Source organism: Levilactobacillus brevis ATCC 14869 = DSM 20054 (assembly GCF_001433855.1).
Classification (GTDB): Bacteria; Bacillota; Bacilli; order Lactobacillales; family Lactobacillaceae; genus Levilactobacillus; species Levilactobacillus brevis.
Window position 1 is genome coordinate 329,968 of record NZ_AZCP01000002.1, and the last position, 26,431, is coordinate 356,398.

A 26,431-nucleotide genomic window follows, 5' to 3' on the forward strand; every position below is an offset into this window, starting at 1 on the left:
AAATGAAGATGCGCTAATTGCACCTCCACCCGTTGCCTACTAGAAAATTAGTTTTGGGTAACAACACCCTTGGCGTTCTTAGTTACTTTCATGTCATGAATACTAATGTAACCCATGTCTTTAACTAAGCCATTTTGCACCGTCTTGGAATTCATGTAAGACAAGAATGCGGCGGTTGCTTTGTCCGGTGTTCCCTTGGTATACATGTGTTCGTATGACCAAACTTTCCATTTGTTCGTTTCAACATTGTTGTCCGTTGGCGTCACGTTATCAATCGAAACGGCTTGTAGCTTGTTGGTGAAGTATGAAAAAGCAAGGTAGCTAATGGCGCCTGGTGTCGTTGCCACAATCTTTTGAACGGCTCCGTTAGAATCTTGTTCTTGGGATTTAACGGCGGTAGCGCCCTTCAAGACAGCATTTTCAAAAGTTGCCCGGGTGCCACTACCTTGCGCGCGGTTGATGATGACAATCTTTTGGTTCTTACCACCGACTTCTTTCCAGTTAGTAATCTTCCCCATGAAGATCTGCTTTAACTGCGCCATCTTCAAGTTCTTAACACCCGTATCTTTGTTCACGACAGGTGCCATCCCCACAACAGCGACCTTATGATCCGTTAGCTTGTCGGCCTTGATACCGTCTTTTTCCTCAGCGAAGATATCAGAGTTACCGATTGATACCGCGCCAGATTGCACTTGGCTCAATCCCGTACCTGAGCCGCCCCCCTGGACTGTCAGATTAACTTTGCCGTTCTTAGTCATAAAGTTCGACCCCGCTTTAGCTGCTAGTGGTTGTAAAGCGGTCGACCCCACTGCGGTAACTTTCCCCGAGAGTGCTGCACTGCTACTCTTACTACTCGTGGAGCTCGTAGCTTTCCCACAACCTACTAATAACAAACTAATTGCTGCAATCCCCATTGCTAACTTTGATCCCTTATTCATCTCTGTCACTCCATGTCTTTTAAAATAGTTGAACCACCACAATGTAAGCTAAGTGCTAGGCTCGTGGTGCTTCCCCTTAACTTACAATCCCGATTCTAAGGGATGAATATGTATTCTTCGTCGCATTCGTGTAAATTTTCGGTAAATGTTACCAAAATGGCAAAATACGGATTGATCCCTAGTTAGTTAATCCCCAAACACGATTATTTTATAAACGGTCGGTCGATTAATTGCGTCATTTGCCGAAAGTGGCTAGAATGAAACTAAGGAGTGACTAATTATGGCAAAGAAGAATGAACGCGCGGCTCGCCACGCAATTATTGTTGATATGAATGACTTTCTGATGGATTATGCGGCAGCTAAATTGGGGGCTCAACCTGATCTCGCCCAACAAGTAGCCGCGGCTGCCCAACCCGATTTAACGGGATTAGACACCTTATTAAAAGACGATGGCGTTGGTCGTCGCACCAAATATCTCGATGTTGCCGCCGGCTTTTTACGTGATGAAGCGGATGCTGATGAGGCGGATACCCCCCATGACTTCACTGCTGCTAGTGAAGCATTGGCTCACGAAGCAATAACGTACCTCGCCCAACATGCCAAAGACTTCGATCGGTGGGAAGAAGCTTAACAGACAAACACAAAAAAGACGTGAGGGCAGCCCTCACGTCTTTTTCGTTTCACTATTTATTGCCACTGCCACAAATCGGCTTTCATTTGAGTTGCAATAATTTTGGCCAACAAATCAACAAACTGATCCGGCATATATTTGCTCGTATCAAAGGTTGTCGATTGTTGGTTAATCTTAGTAATAATCAGGCCTTCATGCGCTAACGTTAACCCATATTTCGGCGCGATAGCGCACAATCGGGCAACCTGCTCTTCATTCATCTACGTTGCGCCTCCCCACTAGTTTCTCATTAAGTCGAGCATATCGAACTAGTTGAAAAGCGTCAAGCAGCTAATAACAATACTTATCTTTCACAAGTTGTTGGTGAATGGCTGCTACCAATTGCGCCTCATCTGGGCCGTCAGCCACGATTCGGATAAAGTCGCCCCCGTGCTCACCTAATTGGGCAACCTCGGCCGCCAACTGCGGATTCAGTTCAGTATCACGCACAACAATCTTAGCCGTTCCCGTATAGCGTTGACAGATCTGCTGCAGTGCATTTGTCTCATCAATCTTCGGGGTTGTACCATATAAGGGAATACCAATCGTCTTCATCTAAATCACCTCTGGCTTCATTGTAAGCAATTACACAAGCTTTGCCAATCCCTAACAACCACTTTGCCAAAATTGGCTAACTTCGAACACGCGTTCAATCTCCTAATGAAATATGGTATGATATTGCCATAATATGGAGGCGTTAGTGGCTTATGACAATTAAACTTGGGGTCCGTGAGTTAGTCGAATTTACTCTACGTACCGGCGATCTCAGTGCCACATCTGGCAGTCAAAATACGGCTCAACTAGGGGCCCGGATTCATCGACGACTACAAAAGCAGCGAGACAGTAACTATCAAAAAGAATACTATCTTGAGCTGCCCTTGACCCTCAACAATCAAGACTATCTCCTTCATGGTCGCGCAGATGGCGTTACTTTAAGCGACACGCACGCCACCATCGAAGAAATTAAAACATCCGAAACGGTCTTTGACCAACTTAAGGACAATACGTTGACCTTGTACTGGGCCCAAGTAAAACTCTATGCCCACCTCTTAATGCAAAAGTTCCCAGCGTTAGAACAAGTGACCTTGACGTTAACTTATTTTCAAACCAACACGGAAACCACAACACAAACAGAACAGGTCATCACCAAAGAAGCTGCTAAGACCTTCTTTGACGAAGTCATTGCTGAATACGTCACTTGGTTAAAATTTCGCGCCGATCTACAAGAACGCCGCGACCCGACCATTCGACAACTCACCTTTCCCTTCGATCACTACCGCCCCGGGCAGCGCGAACTAGCCGTCGCTGTCTACAAAACCATCGTTACTAGTAAACGGCTCTTTGCCGAAGCCCCAACTGGTACGGGGAAAACCATCTCCACGCTTTTCCCCACCATTAAAGCAATCGGCGAAGGCCTGATCCAACGGATTTTTTATTTAACTGCCAAACAAAGTACGCGGCGGGTGGCCGAAGAAGCTATTACACTTATGGCTTCTCAGGGCCTCAAACTGAAAAGTATTACGCTCACCGCCAAGGATAAAATCAAGTTTCCCGAAGAAGCAGACCTAGCACCCGAAGATAACCCCTACATGCTGGGTTATTATGACCGTTTAAAGCCGGCATTGCTCGATTTATTGGAACATCATGACCAACTAACACGACCGGTTATTGAGCAAGTCGCCCGCAAACATACCTTAGACCCCTTTGAATTTCAGCTCGATGCAAGTCTGTTCTGTGATGTTATCATTGGGGACTACAACTACTTGTTCGATCCCCAAGTTCATTTGCAACGGTTCTTTGCCACTAGTGATCCCGATAATTTCTTCTTAATTGACGAAGCCCACAACTTGGTAAGCCGATCACGTGACATGTACTCCGCTGCGATGAGTAGTCATCCCTTAGATCATCTAATCGCTCTCAGTCGCGATACTGAGCAGGCTACGCCTAAGCTTCGTCGCCGGTTGCAGGACTTACGGGCAACATTTGACGATATTTGTGCGCCCTTAATTGACGCCGGCCAAACCGACAGTACTTTCATGACCCCACCCGAAAATTTTGAACACGATCTGGGACGGCTAGTTGAAGCCGTCCACGACTGGTTAGTGGACCAACCACAGACACCGTTCACGCAAGCCATCCTCGACTACTACTTCATGGCCATTAGCTATCAACGGATTGCCGATTATTATGATGACACCTACCGCATGCGCCTAACCATTGATGACGGTCAAATCACCTTAAAACAGCTCTGTCTAGACCCCAGTGCTTTTTTAGCTGATAGCCTGGCTCTAGGACACGGTGCCGTCTTGTTTTCGGCGACCTTATCGCCACTTGATTATTACCAAACTGTTCTGGGTGGTGACCAGGATAGTCTGGCCTATCAATTACGATCACCATTTAAACCGACCAATCAAGCAATTCTTGTCACGAACTATATTCAAACCACCTACAATAAACGCGATGCCAATTTGGCTAATATTTTATTAGCAATCAAAACATTGGTCGATGGTAAGACGGGCAACTACCTCATCTTTCTGCCATCTTACAGCTATCTCCTCACTGTCAGCCAAGCCTTTCAATTGGCCTACCCCCAAATTCAAACCGTTTGTCAGCAAGCTCAAATGGCCGAAGCAGATCGCAGTCGTTTTCTCGCTAGCTTTACGGCCAACCCGACAACCACACTGGTGGGCTTTGCCTTACTAGGGGGCATTTTTTCCGAAGGGATCGATCTAAAAGCCGACCGGCTAATCGGCGTCGGCATCGTCAGTGTTGGCCTTCCCGGCATCAATCCGGAAACCAACCTCTTGCGTGATTACTTTGATGAACGCTCACATCAGGGCTTTGCCTTTGCTTATCAACTTCCGGGACTCAATAACGTCTTTCAAGCTGCTGGACGACTGATTCGTGGATCACATGACGTCGGCGTTATCTTACTTATGGATCAACGCTTTGCGAGTCCCCGCTACACCCAACTTTATCCAAGTCACTGGCAGCACTTCCAGCGGCTCTATCGTCCTGAACAATTAAGCTCTGCTATCCATGATTTCTGGCACCAGGAGGCCCTATCTGAATGAAAACCAAACTAACACTGGCTTTAGAACGTACCCTTTACGATTACTGTCGTGAGACCGGTACGATGGCCGTCGAAGAGGTCACCATGCCTAACGATGCTGGTATTGTCGATACCCTCAGTTATCAAGAACTACCTAGCGGCGATATTGAGTGGCGCTGTTACGAACTGAAAGTGACCAAAAGCGACTTTCATTCTAAAGCCAAACTCTCCTTTGTTGGCCACTATAATTACTTCGTCTTGCCCTTAAAGCTGTATCAAGCTGTTGCCACTGAAATTCCCGCGGGGATCGGTGTGCTGATCTATCGGCCGTTTACCAAAGAATTGCTAGCGACTGCGACTGAAACACCCACGGCACCGGGCTATCTAACCGTTATGCGACCACCACGTCGTCGCGAACTGGCAGTACCAGCTAGTCAGCTCACCACCCGGTTCATTGCGGCACAAGCTCGAGAAGTCCATAAGGCCAAGCAGATGGCAACTGGGCTCAAAACTTTCAGTACTGAACGATTGTATCAGGAACTCAAAAAACGCCATCAACACTATGACGTCTATGATCCAGAAGCCAATTTTTATGACCAGTTTATTGAGGACACCCAAACAACGGCAGTAACCGCCCTGCAAGACGAATTAGACGCCCTTAATCTGGAACACCACCAGTTACTTGAACAGTTAAGGAGTCAGCGCCCATGATGTATTTTCCTTATTTTCGCGGTCGTCAGTACGATTTACTCGCCCTCAAAGACATTGCTGAACAACGCTGCCTACCACCTAATATTATTCCCATCATTGAGCCCGTCCGAGATATTCGGGCATTGCCACAAACCGTTGCGGCTTTCATGGCAGCTAACCATCCGCTCGTCGTCATCGCTAACCCGACCGTTAGCGACTATGCCTTAACCCAACAAAAGCTCCACGACTGGCATGAGTGGGCCAATGATCCCAACTTGATTGTCGGACATATTCTCACGCCCACAACCCTTCCCGACGATGTCACGCCTAGCACTGATCAACCAACCTTGCTTATCGCACATCACTATGACGAACTAGTCGCCGTGCAACATGCTGGGTGGCTGGAAACCCCCACCTATCTGCTGGTTCCGCCCGAGGCTCGCGTACGTCAGTTAGTATCCCGGTCGAGTATCAGCCTCTTCGATCATGCGTGGTTACCCGATCATGACCAAACCTACGCGAACCTCGTTGATGGCTTCTTCAGTGATGACTGGGTTCTCGCGGATCTTTTGGGCTATCAAGGGGTCAGTGACTACACCATTGGCGGTCACTATTATAGTGAACATGGCTATCCCGCTAAAGCCGTCACCTTACATCTCACTTACTTTGCCGGTGAACAACTACGTATTCATCGGTTTGTGTCTGACGACCGCACTGATTTTAGCCACCCCAAGGAAAAATTCTTTCAGGCTGTTGTGAAACTCGCCGCTTGGTTACCGCAACAGCCAACAGCCGTTCAAACACCGGCGGCCAAGCAACTAGCAGCTTATCACGAACAACAGCATTTTCCGGGTCTCGGCGTCGTTAAACGTCTAAGTCTCGTTCATCATTTACAAACGATGGCGGCCTACTTTACCCAACACTACCCAGCTTAAACAACGAAACAACATAACTCGCCAATCGGTAAGCGGATAACTTCCACATTCTCCCCTTGACTAAACGTAAAAAAGCCCGAGACGAATGTCTCGAGCTTTTGGCGTAACTATCTTGTACACGCTTTACTTAGCGGGTAAGACACTGACACCTTCTGGCACCATAAAGTCTTTTTGAACTAACGTTAACTTGCCGCTTTGCGCATCACGTTCAAATAACGAAGCATTATCCGAGTTTTGGTTTACCACTAACACTAGTCGCTGGTTGGCAGTCCAGTTAAAGTCACGCGGGAAGTCGCCTTCTGTTGAAATCCGCTGAACCAACGTCAACTGACCAGCCTCATCACTGGCAAACACCGCTAGCGAGTTATTGCCACGGTTAGATACATAAACAAACTTACCGTCAGCACTTAACCGAATCGCTGCTGCCCCATTATGGGCCGTCCAATCGTCTGGAATCGTTGAGACAATGGTCTTTACCGTAAACGTTCCCGTTGCCGCATCGTAGCTTAATGTTGCCACGTTGCTGCTCAACTCACCAACTAAGTAAGCCACACCCTTTTTAGCATCAAAAACAATGTGCCGCGGGCCATAGCCAGCTGGTAAGTCAAGGTGACTAACCGCTGACAACTTGCCAGTTGTGGAGACATCGTACACGTAAACCCGATCAGAGCCTAAGTCACACACGACTAATCGGTCATCTGGCGTTAAATCAGCAAAATGGGGATGGGGCCCATCAGCCTGTTCTGGTGCCGGGCCGACCGGGTCCTGATCGATTACTTGATCTGTCCGCTTCAGGGTGCCATCCGGATTGATTGCGTAGACGTCAACCGCAGCCGTGTGGTAATTGGCCGTATAGACTAATTGCCGGTCTTCATCAACGGCCACATAAGCTGGTGACGAACCCAAATCTAAGAGTTGTTGAATCGCTCGCGGCTTGTCTTCCGACATATCATAGATAATCAGACCACCATGTGTTTGACCATCAGTTTCTTTCTTATTGATAACGTATAACCGCTTGGCGTTAGACTTCGCGATGTAGGTTGGGCTTCCTGCAGAAGCTAACCATTCGCAATCCATCAGCTTGGGTGTGGTCGTATCCACACTTACCCGATAGATCCCGCGACTGATCCGTTTGGTATAAGTCCCAATATAAAACTCTTCCGTCATATTGTGCTACCCCTTTCAACTTACCAATGTTACTTTCAAGTATAGCACAGCTCCCAGTCAAACAGCGATTAAGTCACTGGCTCAACGAGCAAAAGACCGGTACAATATGATTAATGAACTGAAACGGAAAGGATGCACCAGACATGTCTAGCTTTGAAGGGTATCACCCGCTACTAACCCCCATTTTTCGCTTTGATTGGCTAACCCAGTTTAAGCTTAAAAATGTCGCCGAATTGACCAAACAAGATCTGGCCGAAACGGCTGACTGGGTAAACGCAACCATGCAACAAACGATGGGCCAAACTGCCCTGACTTGGGGGATTGAACGCCGCCAAACACACAAACTAATTGGCTGGGGTGGCTTTACACACTTAGATCTCAACACACGCACAAGTCAGCTGACCATTCAAGGACGACGACTAACAGCTGTGGAACAACAAGAGATCATTGACCGTCTCGTGCACTTTGGTCAAGACGAGTTACAACTCAAAACCATGACCCTCAGTCAAAGTGCCCACGTTGAACCAACGGTGTTAGCTGCGGCCGGTTTCACCACTCAGAATAACGACTGGATTTGGCAACAACATTAAAAATAGCCACCACCCTCGGTAGACCCACTACCGCAGATGGTGGCTATTTAATTGCATGGATTAATCTTCATTAACTCGCTTGTTCAGATCAACCGCAATCTCAAAAGACTCACTGCGGTAAGCGTCTCGTACCCCTAAGTAGTAGCACACCAGACTCCCGATGACCACCAAAACAAAATCTAGGGGATAAGTCACCCAACCGGTACCGCCAAATTCATGGCTTCCAATCAAGGACATGACGGTTAACCAGATCATCTCTAACAACAGCCAGCGACTGCCCCGCAGACTTGCTTGCAGCGCCTGCCAACCAGCTGGACGACGAATTTCATAGTAAATATAGAAGATCAGGCCTAACGCAATGACGCCAAACACCTCAATCGTCGTGGGCCACTTTGCCCAGTAAATTGCTAGACTCGCTAAAACGTAAGCGAGTGGTGCCCACCACCGTAAACCGGCTAAGCGAAAGGGACGACTAAAATTGGGCGCTTGTCGCCGTAAAGCTGTCACCGTCACCGGCCCCGTTAAATACGCAATCAGCGTCGATGTCGAGATAACATTCGACAGCGCACTCCAATTACGAAAACCAGCCACCAACACAACCCCCAGCAACATGTTCACAACCATGGCTCGTCGTGGCGTTTGGTATTTACGATTAACTTCACCTAACTTTGTCGGCATGTGCTTACTACCAGTCATCGCGGCGAGTGCTCGACTCGTGGTCGCCACAAATGAAACCCCAGTACCAAATGGTGAAACAAAGGCATCTAGGTACAACAACGTTGACAGCCACCCTAGATTCAGCAAAATCGCCAGGTCAGCAAACGGTGACTCAAAGTTCACCCCTTGCCACCCGTGCTGCAGTGCACTAGCTGGCACGGCACCAATAAAGGCGACCTGTAGCAACGTGTAGATCACCGCACTAATCCCAAAGGCAATCACAATTCCCCATAAGATGTTGCGTTCGGGATGCGCAATTTCATTGCCCATGTTGATCGTGGTTTGAAAGGCGTTATATGAAAAGATAATGCCGGCCGCCGTAGTTGCCGAAAAGATTGCTGCCGTGCCGCTGGGCATAAACCCGGCCGCATGACCAAAATTTTGCGGCTCAAATCCCGTCCCGATCAGTACCAGAATCGTTAACGTAGGAATCGCTAATTTAAAGATCGAAATAAAACTGGTAAACCGCGTGAGCAACTTGACGGACCAAAAATTCAGCAGGGTAAACGCCAGAATAAATAAGAAAACAATGACTAACCCTTCATTAGTGATGTCCCCGTGCCGCAAAAAGCCGCGGGTCCAATTGGCCCACGCCCACGGCCAAGAGCTCATGTACTGCACAGCAGCTACGGCTTCAATGGGGATAATGGTCAGTAGCGATAGCCAATTAGACCACCCCGCAACAAACCCCAACAGCGGACCGTGTGAAAATGCGGCGTATTGACTCATCCCGCCACTCGTGGGAAACATCGTTCCCAGTTCAATATAATTTAAAGCAATTAAGCCAATAATAACGGCACCCAAAATCCAAGAGATAATCGCCGCTGGTCCGGCGATCTGGGCTGCCATCCCCGCGCCAAATAACCATCCAGACCCGATGATAGCACTCAGCGTTAGCATGACTAACGAAAACAAACTCATCTTACGCTTCAAGCCAAATTCCTCATTTCCAAAAGATATTTGACTAATTTTACACTAGCTTTCTGACATTGCAATAAGAAAAGAACAATAGTTTTGTTAGAAGAACTGACCCACGTAATAGTGAATAAACATCGTGATAATTCCCACGATAACGTTTCTGATAATTGCGGTTTTCACGAGTCCATGACCCAATTTGGCACTCAAATACCCGGTTAATGTCACGGACAATAATACGGCTACAATCGTTGCCGGCCACTGGGTAGCTGCTGGAAAGAGTGACATGGCGACTAAAGGAAAAGTTCCGCCCAAGGCCGCGGCAAACAGCGAGGAGAAGGCCGCGTTCCACGGATTCATGTAGTGCCCTAATTGAATATCTTCTTTGACGTTAACGACCGTTGCCAGGGCATCCTTAGCCATTAAGTCATTAGCAATAGCTAACGAGGTTTCCGCGGTCACACCCCGATCTTCATAGAATTGCTGCACGGCGGCCAGTTGGTCGGCATAGTTGGTCTTTAACAGCCGTTCTTCCTTAGCAACGGCCGCCTTTTCAGTATCCTTTTGTGTACTGACTGAAGCATATTCCCCTGACGCCATGGAAAACGCACAGGCTAGTAAGTCGGCTAGCCCCGCAATAAAAATCGTAAACTGATCGGTCGTTGCGGCGGCCACACTGAATAGCACACCAACGACCGTTAAAATACCATCATTTGACCCTAATACCCCAGCACGCAGCGTGTTGAGCTTCTCATCCATCGTCTGGTGTTGCTTAACCTTCTTGATTTGTACCTGTTGATTTGCTGCCATTTAACTGCCCCCTAAGCAAATAAGTGCCCGATGCCGTAAGTCACTAGCATCGTCAAAATTCCCGCAATGACGTTCCGCATCGTCCCATTCCGTCGGTTGGCTTTTCCCAATACCGCCGCAATATAGCCGGTAATCGCTAAGGCCACGACCACCGCAATGAAGGTCCCCACGATCCGATAGTCTTTAGGCAATAATGTAATTGAGACCAATGGCAGAATAGACCCAGTTGGAAATGAGATCATGGATGCAATCGCCGCAGAAAATGGATTGGTATATTCACCAACATTAAACCCAAAACGCTCGCGTACCGTGGTTTTCAATGGATCGCGGGTCATCATTTCTTTAGTCGCCTGCTCTGCCAATTCCGGCTTAATCCCACTGGCAACATATTTATCGCGCACAAAGCCAAACTCCGCCTCATAGTCATCGTCTAAAGCGGTGGTTTGCGTCTCAATCGCCTTTCGCTGGGCATCCTTTTGCGTATTAACTGACACATACTCCCCCATGGCCATGGACACAGTCCCGGCAATCATGCCAGCGATGCCAGAAATAAAAATCGCAAAACTACTGGTTGCCGCACCCGCAACCCCAACAACAATTCCGGCAACCGACAAAATCCCGTCATTGGCCCCCATGACACTCGCCCGCAAGACGTTGATCCGTTGTGCCAACGTTGCAGTCTTCTTCACTTTTGTTTCCATTCTTACGCCACCCCATCTGCAACAATCCCCATCTAATCAGCTTTACTTTCAAAAAGTTAGGGATAGTCAATTTTTATCTCTCTTTAGAATAATTCTTATCTGCTACTGAATCCATTGTACTCTATCCGTCATAAAAGTAAACCTCTCTAGATTTTATTTTTCATTTTTGTGACGATTTATTCTAAACTAGAGCTTTCTGCTGGAAGTCCTGTTAAAATGTGTTTTAATAGACTTAAACTAGAGTGATTCTTAGAAAGGAGACTTTAGATTTGGCAACGCAACAACAAGAACTTAACGCGGCCATTCAATTACTGCGGGAACATCAAGTACGGGTCACCCCGCAACGCCAGATTATCTTAAAGTACCTGGTCGCACATCACAATCACCCTTCAGTGGAAACCTTATTTCACGCCTTAGAGGATGAACTGCCTAATCTCAGCATGGCGACCGTCTACAACACATTAAATCTCTTTGTTGACCTGGGCATCGTCATTGCCCTCCCCAACGATAAGGGCGGGCTGCGTTATGATTTTTACGGCCGACCACACTACCACATTATTTGTGAAAATTGTGGAAAAATTACCGATGTTTTTGCCCCTAATATCGCCGCAGTTGAGGCTAACTTAAACCACCAAACGCGAGAACAAACCCACTACTTGGTCACTAGCAATCACGTTGAACTTCACGGGATCTGCCCTGAATGTCAACGAAAGCTGCACATCGATCCTGAACAACAGGGATGGACCCAACCAACTAAGTAACCATTACGCACAGGTCGCCGACGCAACGGACGATCTGTTTTTTGCGTGCACTACGACTCGCGAACGGGAACAAACGGCGCCATGTCAATGTTACAGATAGGTTACGTCCTGTCGTGAAGTTTTAATCTATTTGCAAACACGCTAGGTAAATGCTGTTACCACCGCGCGTTCCCGCGTAATATTACGCAGAAAGCCTGATTTGACGCTTGTCGTTAGCGTCTAACATGTTATAGTGGATAACGAATCGTACAACCACCGACTGAGCAACCAATTTATTGGTTGTCGTAATTAATGACTAGAAAGATTTGAGGGATGATCAGGGTGAACATGCACAAAATCGTTTTAACCACACTGGCTACCCTTGGTGCCGCCGGAATTTTTGGATTATCAACGTCCACAACGACCGCTTCCGCAGCGACTTCCAAGGTTAATAGCTATATTTCAAGTAAAAACATCACGCCAGCTAAAATTACCAAATCAATTTGGAGTGGCTTCCCGAAGTACAAGTATCGCCACGGTAAGGGTAAGCCAGAAGGGGTTGTTGTTCATGAAACGGCTAACCCCTCATCAACGATCTATAATGAAATTGCCTATATGAAGAATAATTACCAAAACGCTTTCGTGCATAGCTTCGTTGATGGTTCCCGGATTATTAATATCGCTAATACGGATTACCTGGCTTGGGGTGTTGGTTCCCCTGGTAACTCTCGTTTCGTTCAATTTGAACAAGTTGAAGTCCACAGTAAGTCTGCCTTTGCACACGAAGTTGCTAACGCTGCTTGGTACACCGCCTACTTGCTGAAAGAATACAACCTTAAGCCTAACGATGCTGCTTATGATGGCAAAGGTACCGTATGGTCACATGGGTCCGTTGCCAGTCACTTAGGTGGCTCAACGCATACTGACCCCGTTGGTTATTACTCAGCAACTGGGAAGAAGTATTTTGGCCAAGGCTACACGATGGCAATGTTCTACCAGATGGTGAAAAAGTACTATAACGGTTTCAGTACCTCACACACCAAATTGGTAAACGCAACCTACACGTCAGTGAATAAACAAGCTAAGTTAAGTAGCAAGTACAAGAGCTACTACCTATACAACCACGTCAAGGGGTCCAACAAGAATGCCACTAAACAAAGTTGGTCCAAGATTTCACCTAAGGTTGGTAAGACTTACTACATCGACATGACGGCTAAGAAGAGTACTGGGTCCATGTGGTACCGTATTCGGCCATCTAAGAACAGTACGAAACGTTACTGGGTCTACTCTGGTAACTTAACCAGCATCAAGGATGTCGCTACCACAACGGCAACGGCAACATCTGCTAGCGTCGAATCATCCAATGCTAGCAGCTCAAGCACCAGTGCTGCTAGTTCAAGTATTGCAAGCTCAAGCAGCAGTAACTAATAATGACCGTCTAACGATTGCGTTAGGCGGTTTTTGTTTGGATTATTAGTTCACCAATTTTCTAATTCCACATAAAAAGCGTTAGGACGTGTATCTCCTAACGCTTTTCGTTTACGATAATCTTGTTATAGATCATTCGCATCTACAAACTCATCAAATTCGTCTCCCAACAACTCTCGAAATTCGAAGGTCATATCAGCGTGATAACTATTGTCTGGTAGTCGACCAGTCAAATGGCACTTATTGCCGTCCCTGCTTAAGCTTGTCAAAATATTACTAGCATCAACCCAACGTGGTTTTGCAAAATCCAGAGTTCCTTCATCTTCTGTTCCATCCTGAGCAAACATAATTGTATTAGCTGCTAATTCCCACAAAGGCCTAGTAATATTTTCAAACATTTCAAATCCTTCGGCCTTATTTCCTTCATCGTCAAACGTGTAAGTCTTGTCCTTATCAGTAATTACTGCATGCAGATTCTTCATATCAAAGGCGTAAAGACCTACTCTTTTTTTATCTAAAGTAAACCAGATTTGGTAAGTCGTAGCTAAAGATTTACTAGTACAACACAATAAGTATTTAGCAGCATTTCCATGATTTAATAATGCCAAGGTTGGCGGATAAAAATCACCATCTTCCCAAAATCTTCCTTGAATACGAGTTGCCGTTTTGTCTATCTCGTCATCATTATCTTCAATTTCAAAACCTTCTGGTATAATTTTCTCTTTAAAAAGTCGCCACATAAAATCAGCCAATCGATCATAAGCCGGAAATTCCCCAGCAAGCTCGTAATTCGAAAATATAACCTCTGAATCCATTGAACCTAAATTTCTTGTTCTCATAATTCTGATATTTTTAACCGTACATACAATGCGCACAACTTTTCACTTCCATTTTTAATGAGTCTTCACTTGGGAGTCTCTTCTTTCGCCGCTCGTTTTCGTTTACCAGCTACCGCGCGAGTCATGACCCAAGTCGTAATTGGCACCGTCAGAATCACGCTGACCATTGCGTACAAGATCATGAGAATCTCTGCCACAAAAATTTTATCATTCAGAATTTCCCCAAATGAGTAGTGCACGCCGGTAAACCAAATGAATAGTGCCAAGAAGCCACCAAAGAACCCAAAGAATAGCGTATTAAAAGTCGTTCCAATAATTTGTTTGCCGACATCGATACCATCTTTTAACAAGTCATTTAATGGGACCTGTGGGTGCTGCTCGAGGATTTCACTCAAGCCCGCAGCAATTGCCATGGCTGCCTCCGCAATCGCCCCTAGCGTGCTTAAAATGGCTGTGGCGGTGCTTACCTGAATGAAGTTAATCCCCACTAAGACCGACAGCCCTTCTAAGTCCTCACTATCTTCGGGACCGAACCCTTGGACCAGTGCCCAATGCTCAACTGGGACAATCAAAGCAATTAAGACCACTAACACCACCGCCGACGCAATAAAGGCAACCGTGCTCGACAGATCATCCCCACTACTCATGAAGATGGTCAGCGCTAACACTAACATTCCCACGACTAACGTCACAATCAAGGGTGAGAAGTGAAACGCCACCAGCACAATAGCGAGATACAAGAGCCCAAAGTTCAAAATGAGGGCTAGAAATGATTGGGCACCGGCTTTGCCCCCGACCAGAATCATCAGCACTAGCAGGACTAATCCTAACGCCGTAATTGTACTCATGCCATCACCTTCTTTTCCATGAACCGACTAGCCAAAAAGCTCGCCAGAGGAACGGCCAAGACAATGCCAATCCCACTAATCAAGCTTTGAACAACCCCCATCGACATGTTCATCGAAAAGGTGTAGCCCCAACTGTTCCCATTTTTGAGGTACAACATCGCCATAGGGAATGTATCCGCCACAAAAATGAAGAAGAGCACATTAATCAGTGGCCCCATAATCGTACTGCCAATTTGGCGACCAGACTTAAAGACTTGAGTAGCTGATAATTCGGGACGCTCTCGTTTTAAGGCAAATAATGACGAGATGATATCAGTCGACTCATCCATGACGGCTCCTAGCGACCCAAGTAAGGTTTCTGCCAAGAACAGTGGTCGTGGCAATTGCGTCACATACTGCATGGATTCATAATACATGCCCTTTTCGTGGGTGAAATGAAAGACGAGTAAGGCCACGATAATAGAGAACGCCGTTCCCCCTAACGTCGTCGCTAAGGTAATCACCATCTGGCGATTGGCCCCTAACACCAACCATAGTGTCAGTGCCGCAAAAACAACGGCCAAGCTGCCAAAAATCCATAAGACCTGTGCCCCTTGCGTCGATCCATTTAGTAAAATCGCCAATAAGAACAAGACCCCATTGGCAGCCACACTGAGAAAGGCCATAAATCCACTAAATTGCATGATGAGCAGTAATAGCCCCACAACTAACCACAGCATAAAGACGAGTGGTGTATCACGCTTTATATCCTTAGCCGTCGCACTAAGGTGACCATCCGCATGCGTATGTAGGACCACGAAGAGCTGACTCCCCACATGGTATCGCTGGTCCATAGCCCCCGATTGCGAATAGGTATTCGTAATTATCAGTTGCCGTCCCCGGTGAGAACCATTTAAAAGCTTGCCGGTTAAGGTCTGCTTAGTCTGGCGATCGACATTATGGAAATCATCGGTCTCCTTAGTTGGTGTCCCCGTCTTAACCTGGGTCACTTGTAAGATCGGATCATGATAAATGCGAGCATCGTGCTGCGTTCCCCAAACCAATAGGCCACCAATGAGTAGCGTGACTAGCCAGGCCCACAGGCGTCCGCGCTTCGTTGTCAAAAAATGCATGTTGCCCGTCCCTTCCTTACCTGTTGCTGAATTGTTCCCAATATACCACTTTCTGACGGGGGCGTTGACCCGTAACAAAAATTTTAAGCAAATTGCAGTAAACCGCGTGCCAGTAAGCTTGAACATTCATTGATTTACATAGAAACTCCGTAGGCCCTTGCTTTTTCCGTAAATATCCAGTAGAATGACAGTCGATTGTTATTTTAGTTAAGCGAGGGTTTTTACAATGAGAAAAGCACATCCAAATGGCGTTCAAGGCCGGCGGAAGGTTAACCGTAAAAAGGACCGGAAGCGGCGCGACGAAATTTCAGACTTACAACGTTGGTTAAAGAACAAAAAGTAAGTTTGACGCCATATACGTAAAAATGCACTGACAAGTTAATTGCCAGTGCATTTTTGTTTGCATTTAAAGTTTAATCAACGACTAGGACACTACTCTTAGAGTTGTTCACCACATAGGTCGTTGTTGATCCCATAATGGCCCGACCTAGTCCGTGAACCCCTGAACGACCGATTACGGTAAGATCCGTCTTTAATTCATTCGGGAGGGTTTCGGCAATCGTCGGTTTAGGCAAGCCAACCTTGAAGCTGGTTTCTACAGGTACCCCCTGCGCCTCAACTTCCTTGACCGCGCTTTGTAAAAACTCAGCCGCTGCATCTTTAAAATGCGTGACAATCTCACTGCCAAATTCCGCGCCGTAGTGGGCATAGGTCTGATCACTAGCGACGGAAACGATGAACAGTTTCGATCCCAATTCCTTAGCGAGTTTGGTGGCCTCCATTAATGCCGCATGGGCATTCTTGCTACCATCCATTGGTACTAAGATCCGTTCATACATAATATCCCGTCCTTCCCATAATAAACCATCGATGTGGTCTGCTTTCAACACTTTTATCATACCAATTCTTTTCCTCACGTAAAAGAGATTTGCACACGCTTTCACGAGATTTTTAGGTTCACCGCTAAAATGTTAGCCAATTCTCATACTCGCTTCCCTAGAAGAATGTGGTAAGATAAACCAAGTAAATTAATCATTGAGGGATGAATATAAAATCATGAAAAAGTTACTGTTGAGCGCCCTGGGATTATTAGCCCTAACCTTAGCCGGCTGTTCAAATAATGCTTTAACCACTAACAAAACCGATTACCATCCAACGGCCTTAACGGCAGTTATTAAGGGTGACGCCAAGACTAAGACGGTCCACTATCGGATCAATAATGGGGCTACTCAGACCGTCAACGTGAAAAGCGGCACTTATTTCTTCCAGGTTCCCGCTTCCACTAAGACCCAAACGGTCAAAGTTAGCGCTGGAACGACCCATAAGACCGTGACAGTTCATCGGGTCAAAGCACTTGGCAACTACCGCAAGTTAGCCGCTAAGTATAACCAAATGACCATTGCTAGCCATTTGCCAGCTAAGGTTCAAAAACAACTGCAAGCCGCACAGAAAAATCAAGCGACGACGCAAAAGAAGCTGGCCGCTTTAGCTAAGACCAACCCGACAGCCGCGGCCGCAGCAGCGCAAAAACAGCAAGCAGCAGCCAAACAACTGCAAGCCAAGATGGCAACAGCTAAAAAACAGGCTAAAGATGAGTTACTCCCGACTAGTACATCCGCTGGTGTTAAGAACCTAGTTGTCACTAAGGATGTGACTATTCGGGGCAACGTTCAAAACGGTCAACTGATGGGATTAGCATTAATCACCCCAACCAAGCAAATGAAGACAACGGCCGGCAAGAAACAATTTGGGACGACCTTCGCTCTGTTAGGTACCTCGCTAGACGCCAAACCTAAGTACGTGATCAAAAAGTTTGAAAAGGTACTGAAGGACGCTAAGAAGAAGAGTACCTCCACGACAACTAAGACCATTTACTCAAATGGTGTGCGCTTCAATACTGGTTTCTCTACCGATCATTTGTATATTTATATGACGAAATAAGATTATCTGAGGCACTAACCCATTACCCATTGGCTGGTGTCTTTTTTGTCGTTTTCCCACGTGAATAGCAATCCTGATAACACCATCACAGCTGGTATTGAACTGAAACACTGATATATCATTATTACCAATGAACAATTAGCGCTAAATTTGAAAGAAGATTATTTCAAAATGAAGAGATCATATACATATAAATTAGCCGTCCTGTATTTGGTAAATATTCTTATTATGTTCGCAATTTCAGCAATTTGTGCGTTATGCCACTTTTCCGATCAGCTTACTATGATGGTCGAAGTCTGTGGCGAGTTTTTATTTATCTATACACTGAATCACTTCTGGGTAAAATCTCAAATATTTTTAAAATCTAACATTCCGTTTCGCTCTCAAATCTCGGTCAACACTGTTTCTTTTATTTTGGTTCTATGCTATCTGATCGCCATCGTAGATCATGGGACTTTTAGTGAGAAGTTTTTGCTGTCCATTATTTCGGCACTATTATTTGCTATAACAGAAGAGTATTTATTTAGGGGAATCATTTTAGGTAGCTTTCTGCGACAGTTTAATTTTTCTGTGTTTACCTCGGTAATATTCTGTAGTTTATTATTTGGTATGACCCATTTAATGAATCTCACATATCAAAGTTTAACTCTTACAGTGGGCCAGATTCTTTCAGCAACCGCGTTAGGCATCATCTTCTGCTGCATCTACTTACGAACACGGTCTTTACTTTGGCCAATCGGACTTCATTTTGTGGTCGATGTGAGTGCTGGAGCTTCTTCCTTAGCTAAAGGAACTTATAATATCCCCGTCTCACCCTACTACTCAATCATTCCCCTCCTCTTGAGCGTATGTTTAATGCTATTCTTATTGCGAAAGAGCAAACAAAGTCAGGTTAAAGCATCATTTCGTCAGAACTAAATTTAATCCAGAATAAGTGGTTCTTGAGGTGAGTCAGCGCGACTAAGCAATTATCAAAAATTGTTTAGTCTTTTTTTAATGCATTTCAAAATCCACGCCACCTTCACTTAGAATACAAGGTGACCTATCTTAGTGACGATGGTCGAGTTCAATTATTTTCATCCCTACCCGTTAGGCCGCATAATAACGGTAGTCTGAGGTAGTGAAGGACCCGACGCGTTGGCGCCGCGTCATTTGCTAAATCGGCTGAATTCGTTTTCCAAGGGGGAGTTATTATGCAAAACGAGGATAGAGTATTTGAAACATTTCTGCGGCAGTACCGTGGTATCTTCCGAGTACTGATCAATGCAGCTGAACAGATCACCAGTCAGTATGCCGTCAGCTTTGAACAGTATCTGTTGCTTAAACAGATTCATGAGCAACGTAATATCACACTGAGCGAACTGGCGGATTCAACACGAACGACCCGTTCCGCTGCCGCTCGGAAGTTACGGGCCCTACTGCTAGATGGCTTTGTCGAACAAGAAGCCAAGCTTGATGACCGCCGTGTAAAATACCTGCGCTTAACCGATAAGGGGACTGACGTTGAGCACGATATTCGGCAAGCCTTTTTGCAAAGCGCTCAGACTTGGGAGCAAATCCCAACCAGTCTGACGCCCGCTGACATTACCAGTTTCTTCACCCAGTATCAACAAAGCATTGCCGTTTGGGATCGCAACCGTCCCAAGTTTCAACGCCCCGTGTTACGGGCTAAGAAGGACGAACTAAGTGGTCACTAAAGCTTGGAGGGCTGAGATTCAACTCAGCCCTCCTTTTCGTGTCAGTATTTTGATGAGATTTCGATGATAAAACAATTCCCTTTTGTCGCTGAAAGGGTTAATCTGTTGGTAATCACTAATTTGAGGAGGATTCAGTATGCGACTTAATCATTTTACATCTGATACACCAGCCGGTGGAGCAGCCACCTATCCGGTTGACGAAACCAAGCTCACGCAAGATTTCTACGATGCCGTGAACGGCCAATGGGCTGAACACGCTGAGATTCCCGGGGACCATTCCTCTACCGGGGGCTTCATGGATCTGGTCGATAATATCGAACACACGCTGATGGCTGACTTTGCCGACCTCTTAACTGGCAAACTCACACCAGCCAACCCTGAGATGGCTGAATTCAAAAAGCTCTACACGTTAGCGCGTAACTTTGCTAAGCGCGAACAAGACGGCACCGCGCCACTCAAGCCATTTTTGGATAAAGTAGCCGGGTTAAAGGATTTCGACGATTTGAACGCCCATTTAGCTGAATGGTACCGATTAGGTCTGAGTACGCCAGTAGAACTTAGTGTTGAACCGGATATGAAAGATACCAGTCAATACGCCTTATACGTCGATGCCCCTAGCCTAATTCTACCGGACAAGACGTACTACGAACCGGGTAACGAAGCAGCTAAACAGCTCCTCCCAATCTTTACCCAAACAATCACGAAGCTACTACAACTAGCTGGTTATGATGCAGCCACTGCTGCCAAGATCGTTGACCAGGCCAAGCAATTCGATGCCTTGATTGCGCCACACGTCAAATCAGCAGAAGAATCAGCCGATTACGTGAAGATGTACAATCCCTATCCGTTAGCTGATGTCGATAATAAGATTGACCATCTCGACTTGACGGGAACCATCACCGAACTACTTCACGACACTCCTAAGCAAGTGATCTTGCCACAACCGACCTACTTTGACGCCGTTAATGACTTACTCACTCCCGAGAACTTTAAGCTCTTGAAGAGTTGGATGTTAGTCGGGGTAGTTTATGATGCGACCGGCGCTTTAACCGAAGAGTATCGCCAAGTCGGTGGCACCTATGGTCGGGCATTATCTGGTCAAAAGCAGGCCCGCTCTCGCGAAAAAGCGGCTTACTACCTGGCAACCGGCACCTTTGGTCAAGTCGTGGGTGATTACTACGGCCGCAAATACTTTGGTGAGGCCGCTAAAGCTGACGTGCGCCAAATGGTTTTGAAGATGGCTGGCGTCTATCAACAACGTTTGAAAACCAACGATTGGTTGAGCGCTGCTACACGTGATAAGGCCATCGTTAAACTGCAAAAGCTCACGATTAAAGTAGGCTACCCAGATGAAATCGATCCACTCTACAGCCAGTTCAAGATTGACGAGAACAAATCGCTCTTTGATAATCTTCAGGCCATTAGTGAAATCATTATCGCTAACCACTTTGGTCACTGGGGTCAACCCGTTGATCGTAAACGGTGGGACATGAGTGCTCAAACGGTTAATGCGTACTACTCGCCGTCAAATAACGAAATTGTCTTCCCGGCTGCGATTCTTCAAGCACCCTTCTATAGCTTGGAACAATCAAGTAGTGCTAATTATGGTGGGATCGGCGCCGTCATTGCGCATGAGATTTCCCATGCCTTTGATAACAATGGTTCTCAATTCGACGAGTTCGGGAACATCAATAACTGGTGGACCGAAGCGGACTTGAAACACTTCCAAGAACTCGCGCAAGCGATGATTAAGGAATTTGATGGCATCGACTTTGCTGGACAAAAGGTCAATGGTAAACTCACCGTTTCCGAAAACATTGCCGATGGCGGTGGACTTAGCTGCGCCTTAGAAGCTGCTAAGTCTGAACCAGACGTTGATTTGCGGGCCTTCTTTATTAACTGGGCCAATGTTTGGCGGATGAAAGCTACAACCGAATATATGCAACTCCTATTGTCCATTGACGTTCACGCACCAGCCAAATTACGGGCCAACGTGCAGGTCAAAAACTTGGATGACTTCTACACAACCTTTAACGTTCAACCAGAAGATGCCATGTATCTGGCACCTGATGAACGGGTGAAAATCTGGTAATTAGGATACGCTCAATATAAATTAGGCTGTGACATAGTTAGTCACTGTATAGTGAAATAGGACGAGAAACCGAATTTTGGTTTCTCGTCCTATTCTTTTACCCTTTATATCAAAAGGCTGTCCCATGAGAATCCAAAGGTTCCCATTGGACAGCCTTAGTTATAGCGACTTATGCCACAGCCCCATTTATTTCCACAAAAAACAAGGATAAAATGTGCTACATTCAATCACGAAATTTTAAAGCACTTCATAATCTGGATTCGTATCGTTTTTCAACTTCTTTTGATAAAGAGTCACTTTATTTTACGGTATAATTTCCAAATAACATAAGCGACCCCCACTACCAAAAGAAAAAGAATTAATATGCTCACAATGACGTATATTGAATCAAATACGTAAAATGTGCTTAAAGCGTTCATAATTGTCAATTCCCCACTCGTTCTGTTTGATTCAGTGTAGCTGTAGCATTCCTATATCTATTTGTTCAAGGCTTAATCCGGTTCCTCATTGCCTTAAAAAGTACCTAATTAGTGCTCCCCATTCAATGCTCTCATACAAATATTATTTGATGGCGTAATCTTTGTAAGTCTCATATGCGAAAAAGAGACAGATGACCACAAGGGACAGAATTTGAATCCAAGAAAAATACTTGATGTAAAAATTAAAATATATAAAAAGTGCCGTCCCAAGTATTCCTAATGTTAACAGAATCCAATTTGGAATACGTTTAATAAGAATTAAAGTCCCCCACAATATGTTTATCCATGCTTGAACATTGACAATAGTCCACTTTATTCCCCAAGGGCTTGACCCCGCCCCCCCGTTGCTTCCTAAGATATCCAATCCATTCCCTAATGCAATGACTAGTACCAAAAAGCCAAGTATGACGTTAAACCATGTAGCAATAGTCCTCTTCTTATTCATATTATCCCCCTAATCCATAAGTCGACACTAGTGGGGGTTATTTACGTTTACTAGGCACTTCTTGATAGTGGTCTTGGTGATTGACGTAACGTGCTAGAGCAAATAAGTAATCGGATAAGCGATTGAGGTACGTCATGATGGCTGGTTCCAATGTCTGTTCCGTATTGAGCGCCACTGCCGAACGTTCTGCCCGCCGTGCCACTGTCCGGGCATACTGTAAGCGTGCACCAGCCGCCGAGCCACCAGGTAAGATGAACTCTTTTAGCTCTGGGGTTGCCGCCATGTATTCATCAATCTTACCCTCTAGCCATTCGGTGTCAGCGGGCACCATAGTCTGGTGTCGTTTCACACTAATATCAGCCTGCAATTCATAGAGCTTGCGTTGAATATCACTCAGTTCTTCTGCAATTGCCGTTTGCGTGGGTTGTAAGCTCGCTACAACCACACCAAGATAAGACTGCAATTCATCGATGTCGCCGAGCGTCACGATTTGAGCGTCCGTCTTCGCCACCATCTTGCCACTAATTTGTTTGGTCATCCCTTGATCACCGACCCGGGTATAAATCTTCATACTACCAGCCACCTTCTTTAGTTAAGTGTCTTTATCATACCTGATTCTGACGAAAACGTCATTTGTTTTTAAAATTATTTATAGGCAAAAACTATCTTACTCGACGCTTATTGACTGATCACACTGGCAAAACTTTCAACCAAAATACATCTTTAAAAATCCTTTTAAACTACCCGGAAAGATATCAAAGCTTGTGAATTATCACTTCTTTTATAGTCTCCAGCGTTATTTAGCCTGGTTTGTTCGGTTAACGCTACCAAAAGGCATCACAAACTATATTAGTTTTTTAATATAGTCATCACCAAGACTATTCAACAGGGTGAATTTATTTTCTTTATCTGTTACAGTGGCCCTATATACTTATTGCTTTTATCTGGGAGGTTGAGATGACCCAATTTTCACGCCACTTTACCCCAATTTTCCTATTGGGCTTAACGCTGAGTTTCGTTCCAATCTTGTTTCACATAATACTGTATATTCTACCAGTTGCTACTCATCTACCCGTCAGTGATGTCGACACAACAACCACTACCGAATGGCTCGGATTTACACAACAGCTCAAGTTCACTTATATCTTCTACCTAGCATTACCTTTCGTCTGCACACTGGGTTGGAACCTACTAGTCTTTGACGAGATTCGCAGTGGCTTTTTAATTACCACCGTTTTCTACCGATCCATCCGGTCATATTGGTTAAATCGTCTATCGATTAGCTTCCTTAGCGGCTTTTTAATTGTCACATTCCCCTTATTAACTGACTTACTGGCCAGCTTTACATTTCTACCACTACTTCAACCAGATTGGATGGTTAATCAACTTCTGGCCTTGCCCAAATTAACCTATTTCCATATGTTATTTTATACCCATCCCATTTATCTTATCCTTCTCTACATCCTCATGGGAGGCATTCTTGGCGGTCTATGCGCCATGCTTAGTGCTGGTGCCGCACTTTTCTTTACACGTCGACTAGTGATAATCAGTCTTCCCTTGGCGATTTGCTTATTCTTTGCCATTTTAGCGACCCTTTTCTCACAATTATTCTTCGATCCAGCCACTATCGTTATTGCCTTTAGCCCAAATTATCTGCCACCAATTCAGTATCCCTTAATTGTCACTCTCTTAACGGTTTGGGTAATCTATATCAGTGGTATTGCGAGGATTAAAAAAATTGTTAGTTAACCGTAACGTCCTACTTCGTGCACCCCTGTACTGTTTAGTACTGGCGGTTTGCCTATTCGCACTTATCTATTCCACAGGAATTAATCCTACTGGACAGATTGATGCTTGGCAGACGTTCTGGGGAACTTTACTCGCCGAAACCTACAATTTCTACAAAATAATTCCAATTTTAACACTGACCTTTTTGCTATGGCTCAAGACACCCCATCCTTATTACCTGTTTACTCGGCTAATAACGCCTAGCAGATCACTAACTTATTACTACCGACAGCTGCTAAGCTTTATGCTAGTCGTCTTAATCGCATGGAGTCTTATCTTCGGTCTACTCACACATTTACTAGCGGTTAATCCACAAAATACCCCCTTCGGTGTCATTCTTACCGGCACCTACCTATTGAACTTGACCGCTTTTCTCTCCGTCTTATTACTACTTTCGTTACGTTTTAATCGCGTAAGTGCAGCCATCATCATTACCGGATTACTATATCTTGATCAATGGCTGTACATGCATTTCAACCAATCGATTTTGTTCTACCATGGATTGATAACAAGCACCTTGCCGCGCGGTACCAACTTAGCAACCGTTCTTTATGATGTCGGATGGTGCACCGCACTTATTGGCGTATGCCTGTTCCTTAACTTCCTAACGCTTCGTCACTCACGTCTGATTAACTTCTAGGAGAAGACTTATGACAACGACGCTTTCCTTGACCCACATCTCAAAAAAATATCATCGCAAACCTGTACTGACAGATGTCTCACTGCAAGCAAATACTGGCGATATCATCGGAATTTCAGGCACTAACGGTTCTGGTAAAACGACTCTGCTGAAGACGATCTTAGGCTTCACCATCCCTGATTCCGGACAAATCATCGTGTTGAATCACCCCCTATCAGCCCGTCAACATTTTGCGACCAATACTGGCTTTGCCTTAAAGGATTGTGGTCCCTTGCCAAATTACAGTGGTCTTGCCAATCTTCAATTGATGGCTCAATTGTTGAAAATGACAGATATGACCCATTTACCTGAATTACTGGATTTAGTAGGCCTCACCGCAACTAATACTACCAAGGTCAAGCATTATTCCTTAGGCATGTACCAACGACTTTGTTTAGCAATGTCTCTGGTTAACGACCCTCAGTTAGTTATTTGGGATGAACCAGAAAATGCCCTCGATGAAGCGGGACTACGACAGTTACAAGCCTTACTGGCACGCCTTGCCGAGATGGGCACAACAACGATTCTAACCAGCCACAATCCCACTCTATTAGCACACCACGTTACCCGTCGCGTTCATCTTGAAGCAGGCCGACTCCTTGAACTACCACACTCACCGGGGGGGCACCCATGGCTAAGATTTGGCAAGTGCTCCTATTATTGAGTATCCCCTTACTGATCGTCATTGGTTATCACCACCATCAGCACGTCCAGCAGAGATACGCTGACTTCTCAATTACCAAGCAGAGAATCACGCAACCCACGACACTTCCCATAGCTGACCAACCCGTTAAGCTTCACCATTACCACCAAACACTCACCCACGGAAAACTATGGAGCTATCTTGAAGTTACCTCGCCCGTAAAACAGCAACTCAATCCACACCTGTTTAAGTTATACCAAAGTAAAACAACAACCCCCAATATTTATTTTAGCGAAAATATCCACGTAAATGCTAAAAACTCACGCCAGCTACAGCCTGGGCGCAATCGAATTTTGATGTATACTGAAACCGCGACTACTGCGGCAAAGCATCATCTAGTCATCGTCACACATCGTCAAAATCGCTATCAACAAATGTGGTTACGCCAATCGTTTTGAATTTAGCAAAAAAGCTAGCACTTCCCAGGAATCAAACTGGAAAAAGTGCTAGCTTTT

Annotated in this window: 27 protein-coding genes; 15 read left to right on the top strand and 12 right to left on the bottom strand. The window is 45.6% G+C overall.

Going from position 1 to position 26,431, the window contains the following annotated elements:
* Positions 1 to 47: 47 nt before the first annotated feature.
* Positions 48 to 938 carry a phosphate ABC transporter substrate-binding protein PstS family protein gene (locus FC61_RS04940; RefSeq protein ID WP_011668549.1) on the bottom strand — a complete coding sequence of 297 codons (891 nt, stop codon included), beginning with the start codon at positions 936 to 938 and terminating at the stop codon, positions 48 to 50.
* Between the two features lie 280 nt (positions 939 to 1,218).
* On the opposite strand from FC61_RS04940, the gene FC61_RS04945 reads away from it, so the two are divergent.
* Positions 1,219 to 1,569: a hypothetical protein gene (locus FC61_RS04945; RefSeq protein WP_024526442.1), complete on the top strand. Its 351-nt coding sequence runs from the start codon at positions 1,219 to 1,221 to the stop codon at positions 1,567 to 1,569.
* A gap of 56 nt (positions 1,570 to 1,625) precedes the next feature.
* On the opposite strand, the gene FC61_RS04950 is transcribed toward FC61_RS04945, so the two are convergent.
* Together FC61_RS04950 and FC61_RS04955 are read right to left on the bottom strand one after the other, a co-directional pair.
* On the bottom strand, positions 1,626 to 1,829 hold the full coding sequence (locus FC61_RS04950; protein ID WP_021741780.1) for a hypothetical protein: 204 nt from the start codon (positions 1,827 to 1,829) through the stop codon (positions 1,626 to 1,628).
* Between the two features lie 70 nt (positions 1,830 to 1,899).
* Complete coding sequence (locus FC61_RS04955; protein ID WP_011668552.1) at positions 1,900 to 2,163, bottom strand: HPr family phosphocarrier protein; 264 nt, start codon at positions 2,161 to 2,163, stop codon at positions 1,900 to 1,902.
* A gap of 152 nt (positions 2,164 to 2,315) precedes the next feature.
* Here FC61_RS04955 and FC61_RS04960 point away from each other — a divergent pair, with 152 nt between their 5' ends.
* Genes FC61_RS04960 through FC61_RS04970 form a run of 3 tightly spaced genes read left to right on the top strand, consistent with a single transcriptional unit; the run spans position 2,316 to position 6,285 of the window.
* On the top strand, positions 2,316 to 4,682 hold the full coding sequence (locus FC61_RS04960; protein ID WP_021741779.1) for an ATP-dependent DNA helicase: 2,367 nt from the start codon (positions 2,316 to 2,318) through the stop codon (positions 4,680 to 4,682).
* Positions 4,679 to 5,371: a hypothetical protein gene (locus tag FC61_RS04965; RefSeq protein ID WP_021741778.1), complete on the top strand. Its 693-nt coding sequence runs from the start codon at positions 4,679 to 4,681 to the stop codon at positions 5,369 to 5,371. Before FC61_RS04960 ends, FC61_RS04965 begins: the two co-directional genes overlap by 4 nt.
* Positions 5,368 to 6,285: a sce7725 family protein gene (locus tag FC61_RS04970; RefSeq protein ID WP_021741777.1), complete on the top strand. Its 918-nt coding sequence runs from the start codon at positions 5,368 to 5,370 to the stop codon at positions 6,283 to 6,285. Before FC61_RS04965 ends, FC61_RS04970 begins: the two co-directional genes overlap by 4 nt.
* Before the next feature lie 123 nt (positions 6,286 to 6,408).
* On the opposite strand, the gene FC61_RS04975 is transcribed toward FC61_RS04970, so the two are convergent.
* Positions 6,409 to 7,452 carry a lactonase family protein gene (locus FC61_RS04975; protein WP_021741776.1) on the bottom strand — a complete coding sequence of 348 codons (1,044 nt, stop codon included), beginning with the start codon at positions 7,450 to 7,452 and terminating at the stop codon, positions 6,409 to 6,411.
* 143 nt (positions 7,453 to 7,595) lie between these two features.
* Between FC61_RS04975 and FC61_RS04980 the strand changes: the two genes are divergently transcribed.
* On the top strand, positions 7,596 to 8,042 hold the full coding sequence (locus tag FC61_RS04980; protein WP_021741775.1) for a GNAT family N-acetyltransferase: 447 nt from the start codon (positions 7,596 to 7,598) through the stop codon (positions 8,040 to 8,042).
* 60 nt (positions 8,043 to 8,102) lie between these two features.
* Here FC61_RS04980 and FC61_RS04985 read toward each other — a convergent pair whose 3' ends face one another.
* From FC61_RS04985 to FC61_RS04995, 3 genes are all read right to left on the bottom strand, one after another.
* Positions 8,103 to 9,692 carry an APC family permease gene (locus FC61_RS04985; protein WP_024526439.1) on the bottom strand — a complete coding sequence of 530 codons (1,590 nt, stop codon included), beginning with the start codon at positions 9,690 to 9,692 and terminating at the stop codon, positions 8,103 to 8,105.
* A gap of 84 nt (positions 9,693 to 9,776) precedes the next feature.
* Complete coding sequence (locus tag FC61_RS04990; protein ID WP_021741773.1) at positions 9,777 to 10,484, bottom strand: VIT1/CCC1 transporter family protein; 708 nt, start codon at positions 10,482 to 10,484, stop codon at positions 9,777 to 9,779.
* Between the two features lie 11 nt (positions 10,485 to 10,495).
* Positions 10,496 to 11,185 (bottom strand): VIT1/CCC1 transporter family protein, encoded by a 690-nt coding sequence (locus FC61_RS04995; RefSeq protein WP_021741772.1) that lies wholly within the window; start codon positions 11,183 to 11,185, stop codon positions 10,496 to 10,498.
* 269 nt (positions 11,186 to 11,454) lie between these two features.
* Here FC61_RS04995 and FC61_RS05000 point away from each other — a divergent pair, with 269 nt between their 5' ends.
* Complete coding sequence (locus tag FC61_RS05000; RefSeq protein WP_011668564.1) at positions 11,455 to 11,946, top strand: Fur family transcriptional regulator; 492 nt, start codon at positions 11,455 to 11,457, stop codon at positions 11,944 to 11,946.
* A gap of 327 nt (positions 11,947 to 12,273) precedes the next feature.
* The gene (locus FC61_RS05005; RefSeq protein ID WP_035464542.1) at positions 12,274 to 13,353 is read left to right on the top strand and encodes a peptidoglycan recognition protein family protein; all 1,080 of its coding nucleotides are present in this window, start codon (positions 12,274 to 12,276) and stop codon (positions 13,351 to 13,353) included.
* Between the two features lie 125 nt (positions 13,354 to 13,478).
* On the opposite strand, the gene FC61_RS05010 is transcribed toward FC61_RS05005, so the two are convergent.
* The 4 genes from FC61_RS05010 to FC61_RS05025 all read right to left on the bottom strand — a co-directional run bounded on the left by FC61_RS05010 (position 13,479) and on the right by FC61_RS05025 (position 16,991).
* Positions 13,479 to 14,228 carry a hypothetical protein gene (locus tag FC61_RS05010; RefSeq protein WP_035464529.1) on the bottom strand — a complete coding sequence of 250 codons (750 nt, stop codon included), beginning with the start codon at positions 14,226 to 14,228 and terminating at the stop codon, positions 13,479 to 13,481.
* Between the two features lie 29 nt (positions 14,229 to 14,257).
* The gene (locus FC61_RS05015) at positions 14,258 to 15,040 is read right to left on the bottom strand and encodes a YibE/F family protein (RefSeq protein ID WP_011668567.1); all 783 of its coding nucleotides are present in this window, start codon (positions 15,038 to 15,040) and stop codon (positions 14,258 to 14,260) included.
* The gene (locus FC61_RS05020) at positions 15,037 to 16,152 is read right to left on the bottom strand and encodes a YibE/F family protein (protein ID WP_035464525.1); all 1,116 of its coding nucleotides are present in this window, start codon (positions 16,150 to 16,152) and stop codon (positions 15,037 to 15,039) included. Before FC61_RS05020 ends, FC61_RS05015 begins: the two co-directional genes overlap by 4 nt.
* A 413-nt stretch (positions 16,153 to 16,565) precedes the next feature.
* Complete coding sequence (locus tag FC61_RS05025) at positions 16,566 to 16,991, bottom strand: universal stress protein (RefSeq protein ID WP_024526433.1); 426 nt, start codon at positions 16,989 to 16,991, stop codon at positions 16,566 to 16,568.
* 217 nt (positions 16,992 to 17,208) lie between these two features.
* Here FC61_RS05025 and FC61_RS05030 point away from each other — a divergent pair, with 217 nt between their 5' ends.
* The 4 genes from FC61_RS05030 to FC61_RS05045 all read left to right on the top strand — a co-directional run bounded on the left by FC61_RS05030 (position 17,209) and on the right by FC61_RS05045 (position 21,882).
* Positions 17,209 to 18,093 carry a hypothetical protein gene (locus FC61_RS05030; RefSeq protein ID WP_021741768.1) on the top strand — a complete coding sequence of 295 codons (885 nt, stop codon included), beginning with the start codon at positions 17,209 to 17,211 and terminating at the stop codon, positions 18,091 to 18,093.
* Between the two features lie 285 nt (positions 18,094 to 18,378).
* Entirely contained in the window at positions 18,379 to 19,011 is a 633-nt protein-coding gene (locus FC61_RS12610) for a CPBP family intramembrane glutamic endopeptidase (protein WP_420890109.1), read from the top strand.
* Between the two features lie 275 nt (positions 19,012 to 19,286).
* Positions 19,287 to 19,790 carry a MarR family transcriptional regulator gene (locus FC61_RS05040; protein WP_015474214.1) on the top strand — a complete coding sequence of 168 codons (504 nt, stop codon included), beginning with the start codon at positions 19,287 to 19,289 and terminating at the stop codon, positions 19,788 to 19,790.
* 136 nt (positions 19,791 to 19,926) lie between these two features.
* Positions 19,927 to 21,882 carry a M13 family metallopeptidase gene (locus FC61_RS05045; RefSeq protein ID WP_021741766.1) on the top strand — a complete coding sequence of 652 codons (1,956 nt, stop codon included), beginning with the start codon at positions 19,927 to 19,929 and terminating at the stop codon, positions 21,880 to 21,882.
* A 961-nt stretch (positions 21,883 to 22,843) separates the two neighbouring features.
* Here FC61_RS05045 and FC61_RS05055 read toward each other — a convergent pair.
* Positions 22,844 to 23,377, bottom strand: a complete 534-nt coding sequence (locus FC61_RS05055; RefSeq protein WP_011668578.1) for a cob(I)yrinic acid a,c-diamide adenosyltransferase — start codon at positions 23,375 to 23,377, stop codon at positions 22,844 to 22,846.
* Between the two features lie 386 nt (positions 23,378 to 23,763).
* Between FC61_RS05055 and FC61_RS05060 the strand changes: the two genes are divergently transcribed.
* From FC61_RS05060 to FC61_RS05070, 4 genes are read left to right on the top strand one after another with little or no spacing between them, the layout of a single operon-like run.
* Positions 23,764 to 24,555: a hypothetical protein gene (locus tag FC61_RS05060; protein ID WP_021741763.1), complete on the top strand. Its 792-nt coding sequence runs from the start codon at positions 23,764 to 23,766 to the stop codon at positions 24,553 to 24,555.
* A complete protein-coding gene (locus FC61_RS12385; protein ID WP_021741762.1) occupies positions 24,545 to 25,234 on the top strand; it encodes a hypothetical protein in 690 nt (229 codons plus the stop codon). Before FC61_RS05060 ends, FC61_RS12385 begins: the two co-directional genes overlap by 11 nt.
* 10 nt (positions 25,235 to 25,244) lie before the next feature.
* Positions 25,245 to 25,937, top strand: coding sequence for an ATP-binding cassette domain-containing protein (locus tag FC61_RS05065; RefSeq protein WP_021741761.1), 693 nt, complete (start codon positions 25,245 to 25,247; stop codon positions 25,935 to 25,937).
* Positions 25,904 to 26,374 carry a hypothetical protein gene (locus FC61_RS05070; protein WP_021741760.1) on the top strand — a complete coding sequence of 157 codons (471 nt, stop codon included), beginning with the start codon at positions 25,904 to 25,906 and terminating at the stop codon, positions 26,372 to 26,374. Before FC61_RS05065 ends, FC61_RS05070 begins: the two co-directional genes overlap by 34 nt.
* Positions 26,375 to 26,431 lie beyond the last annotated feature (57 nt).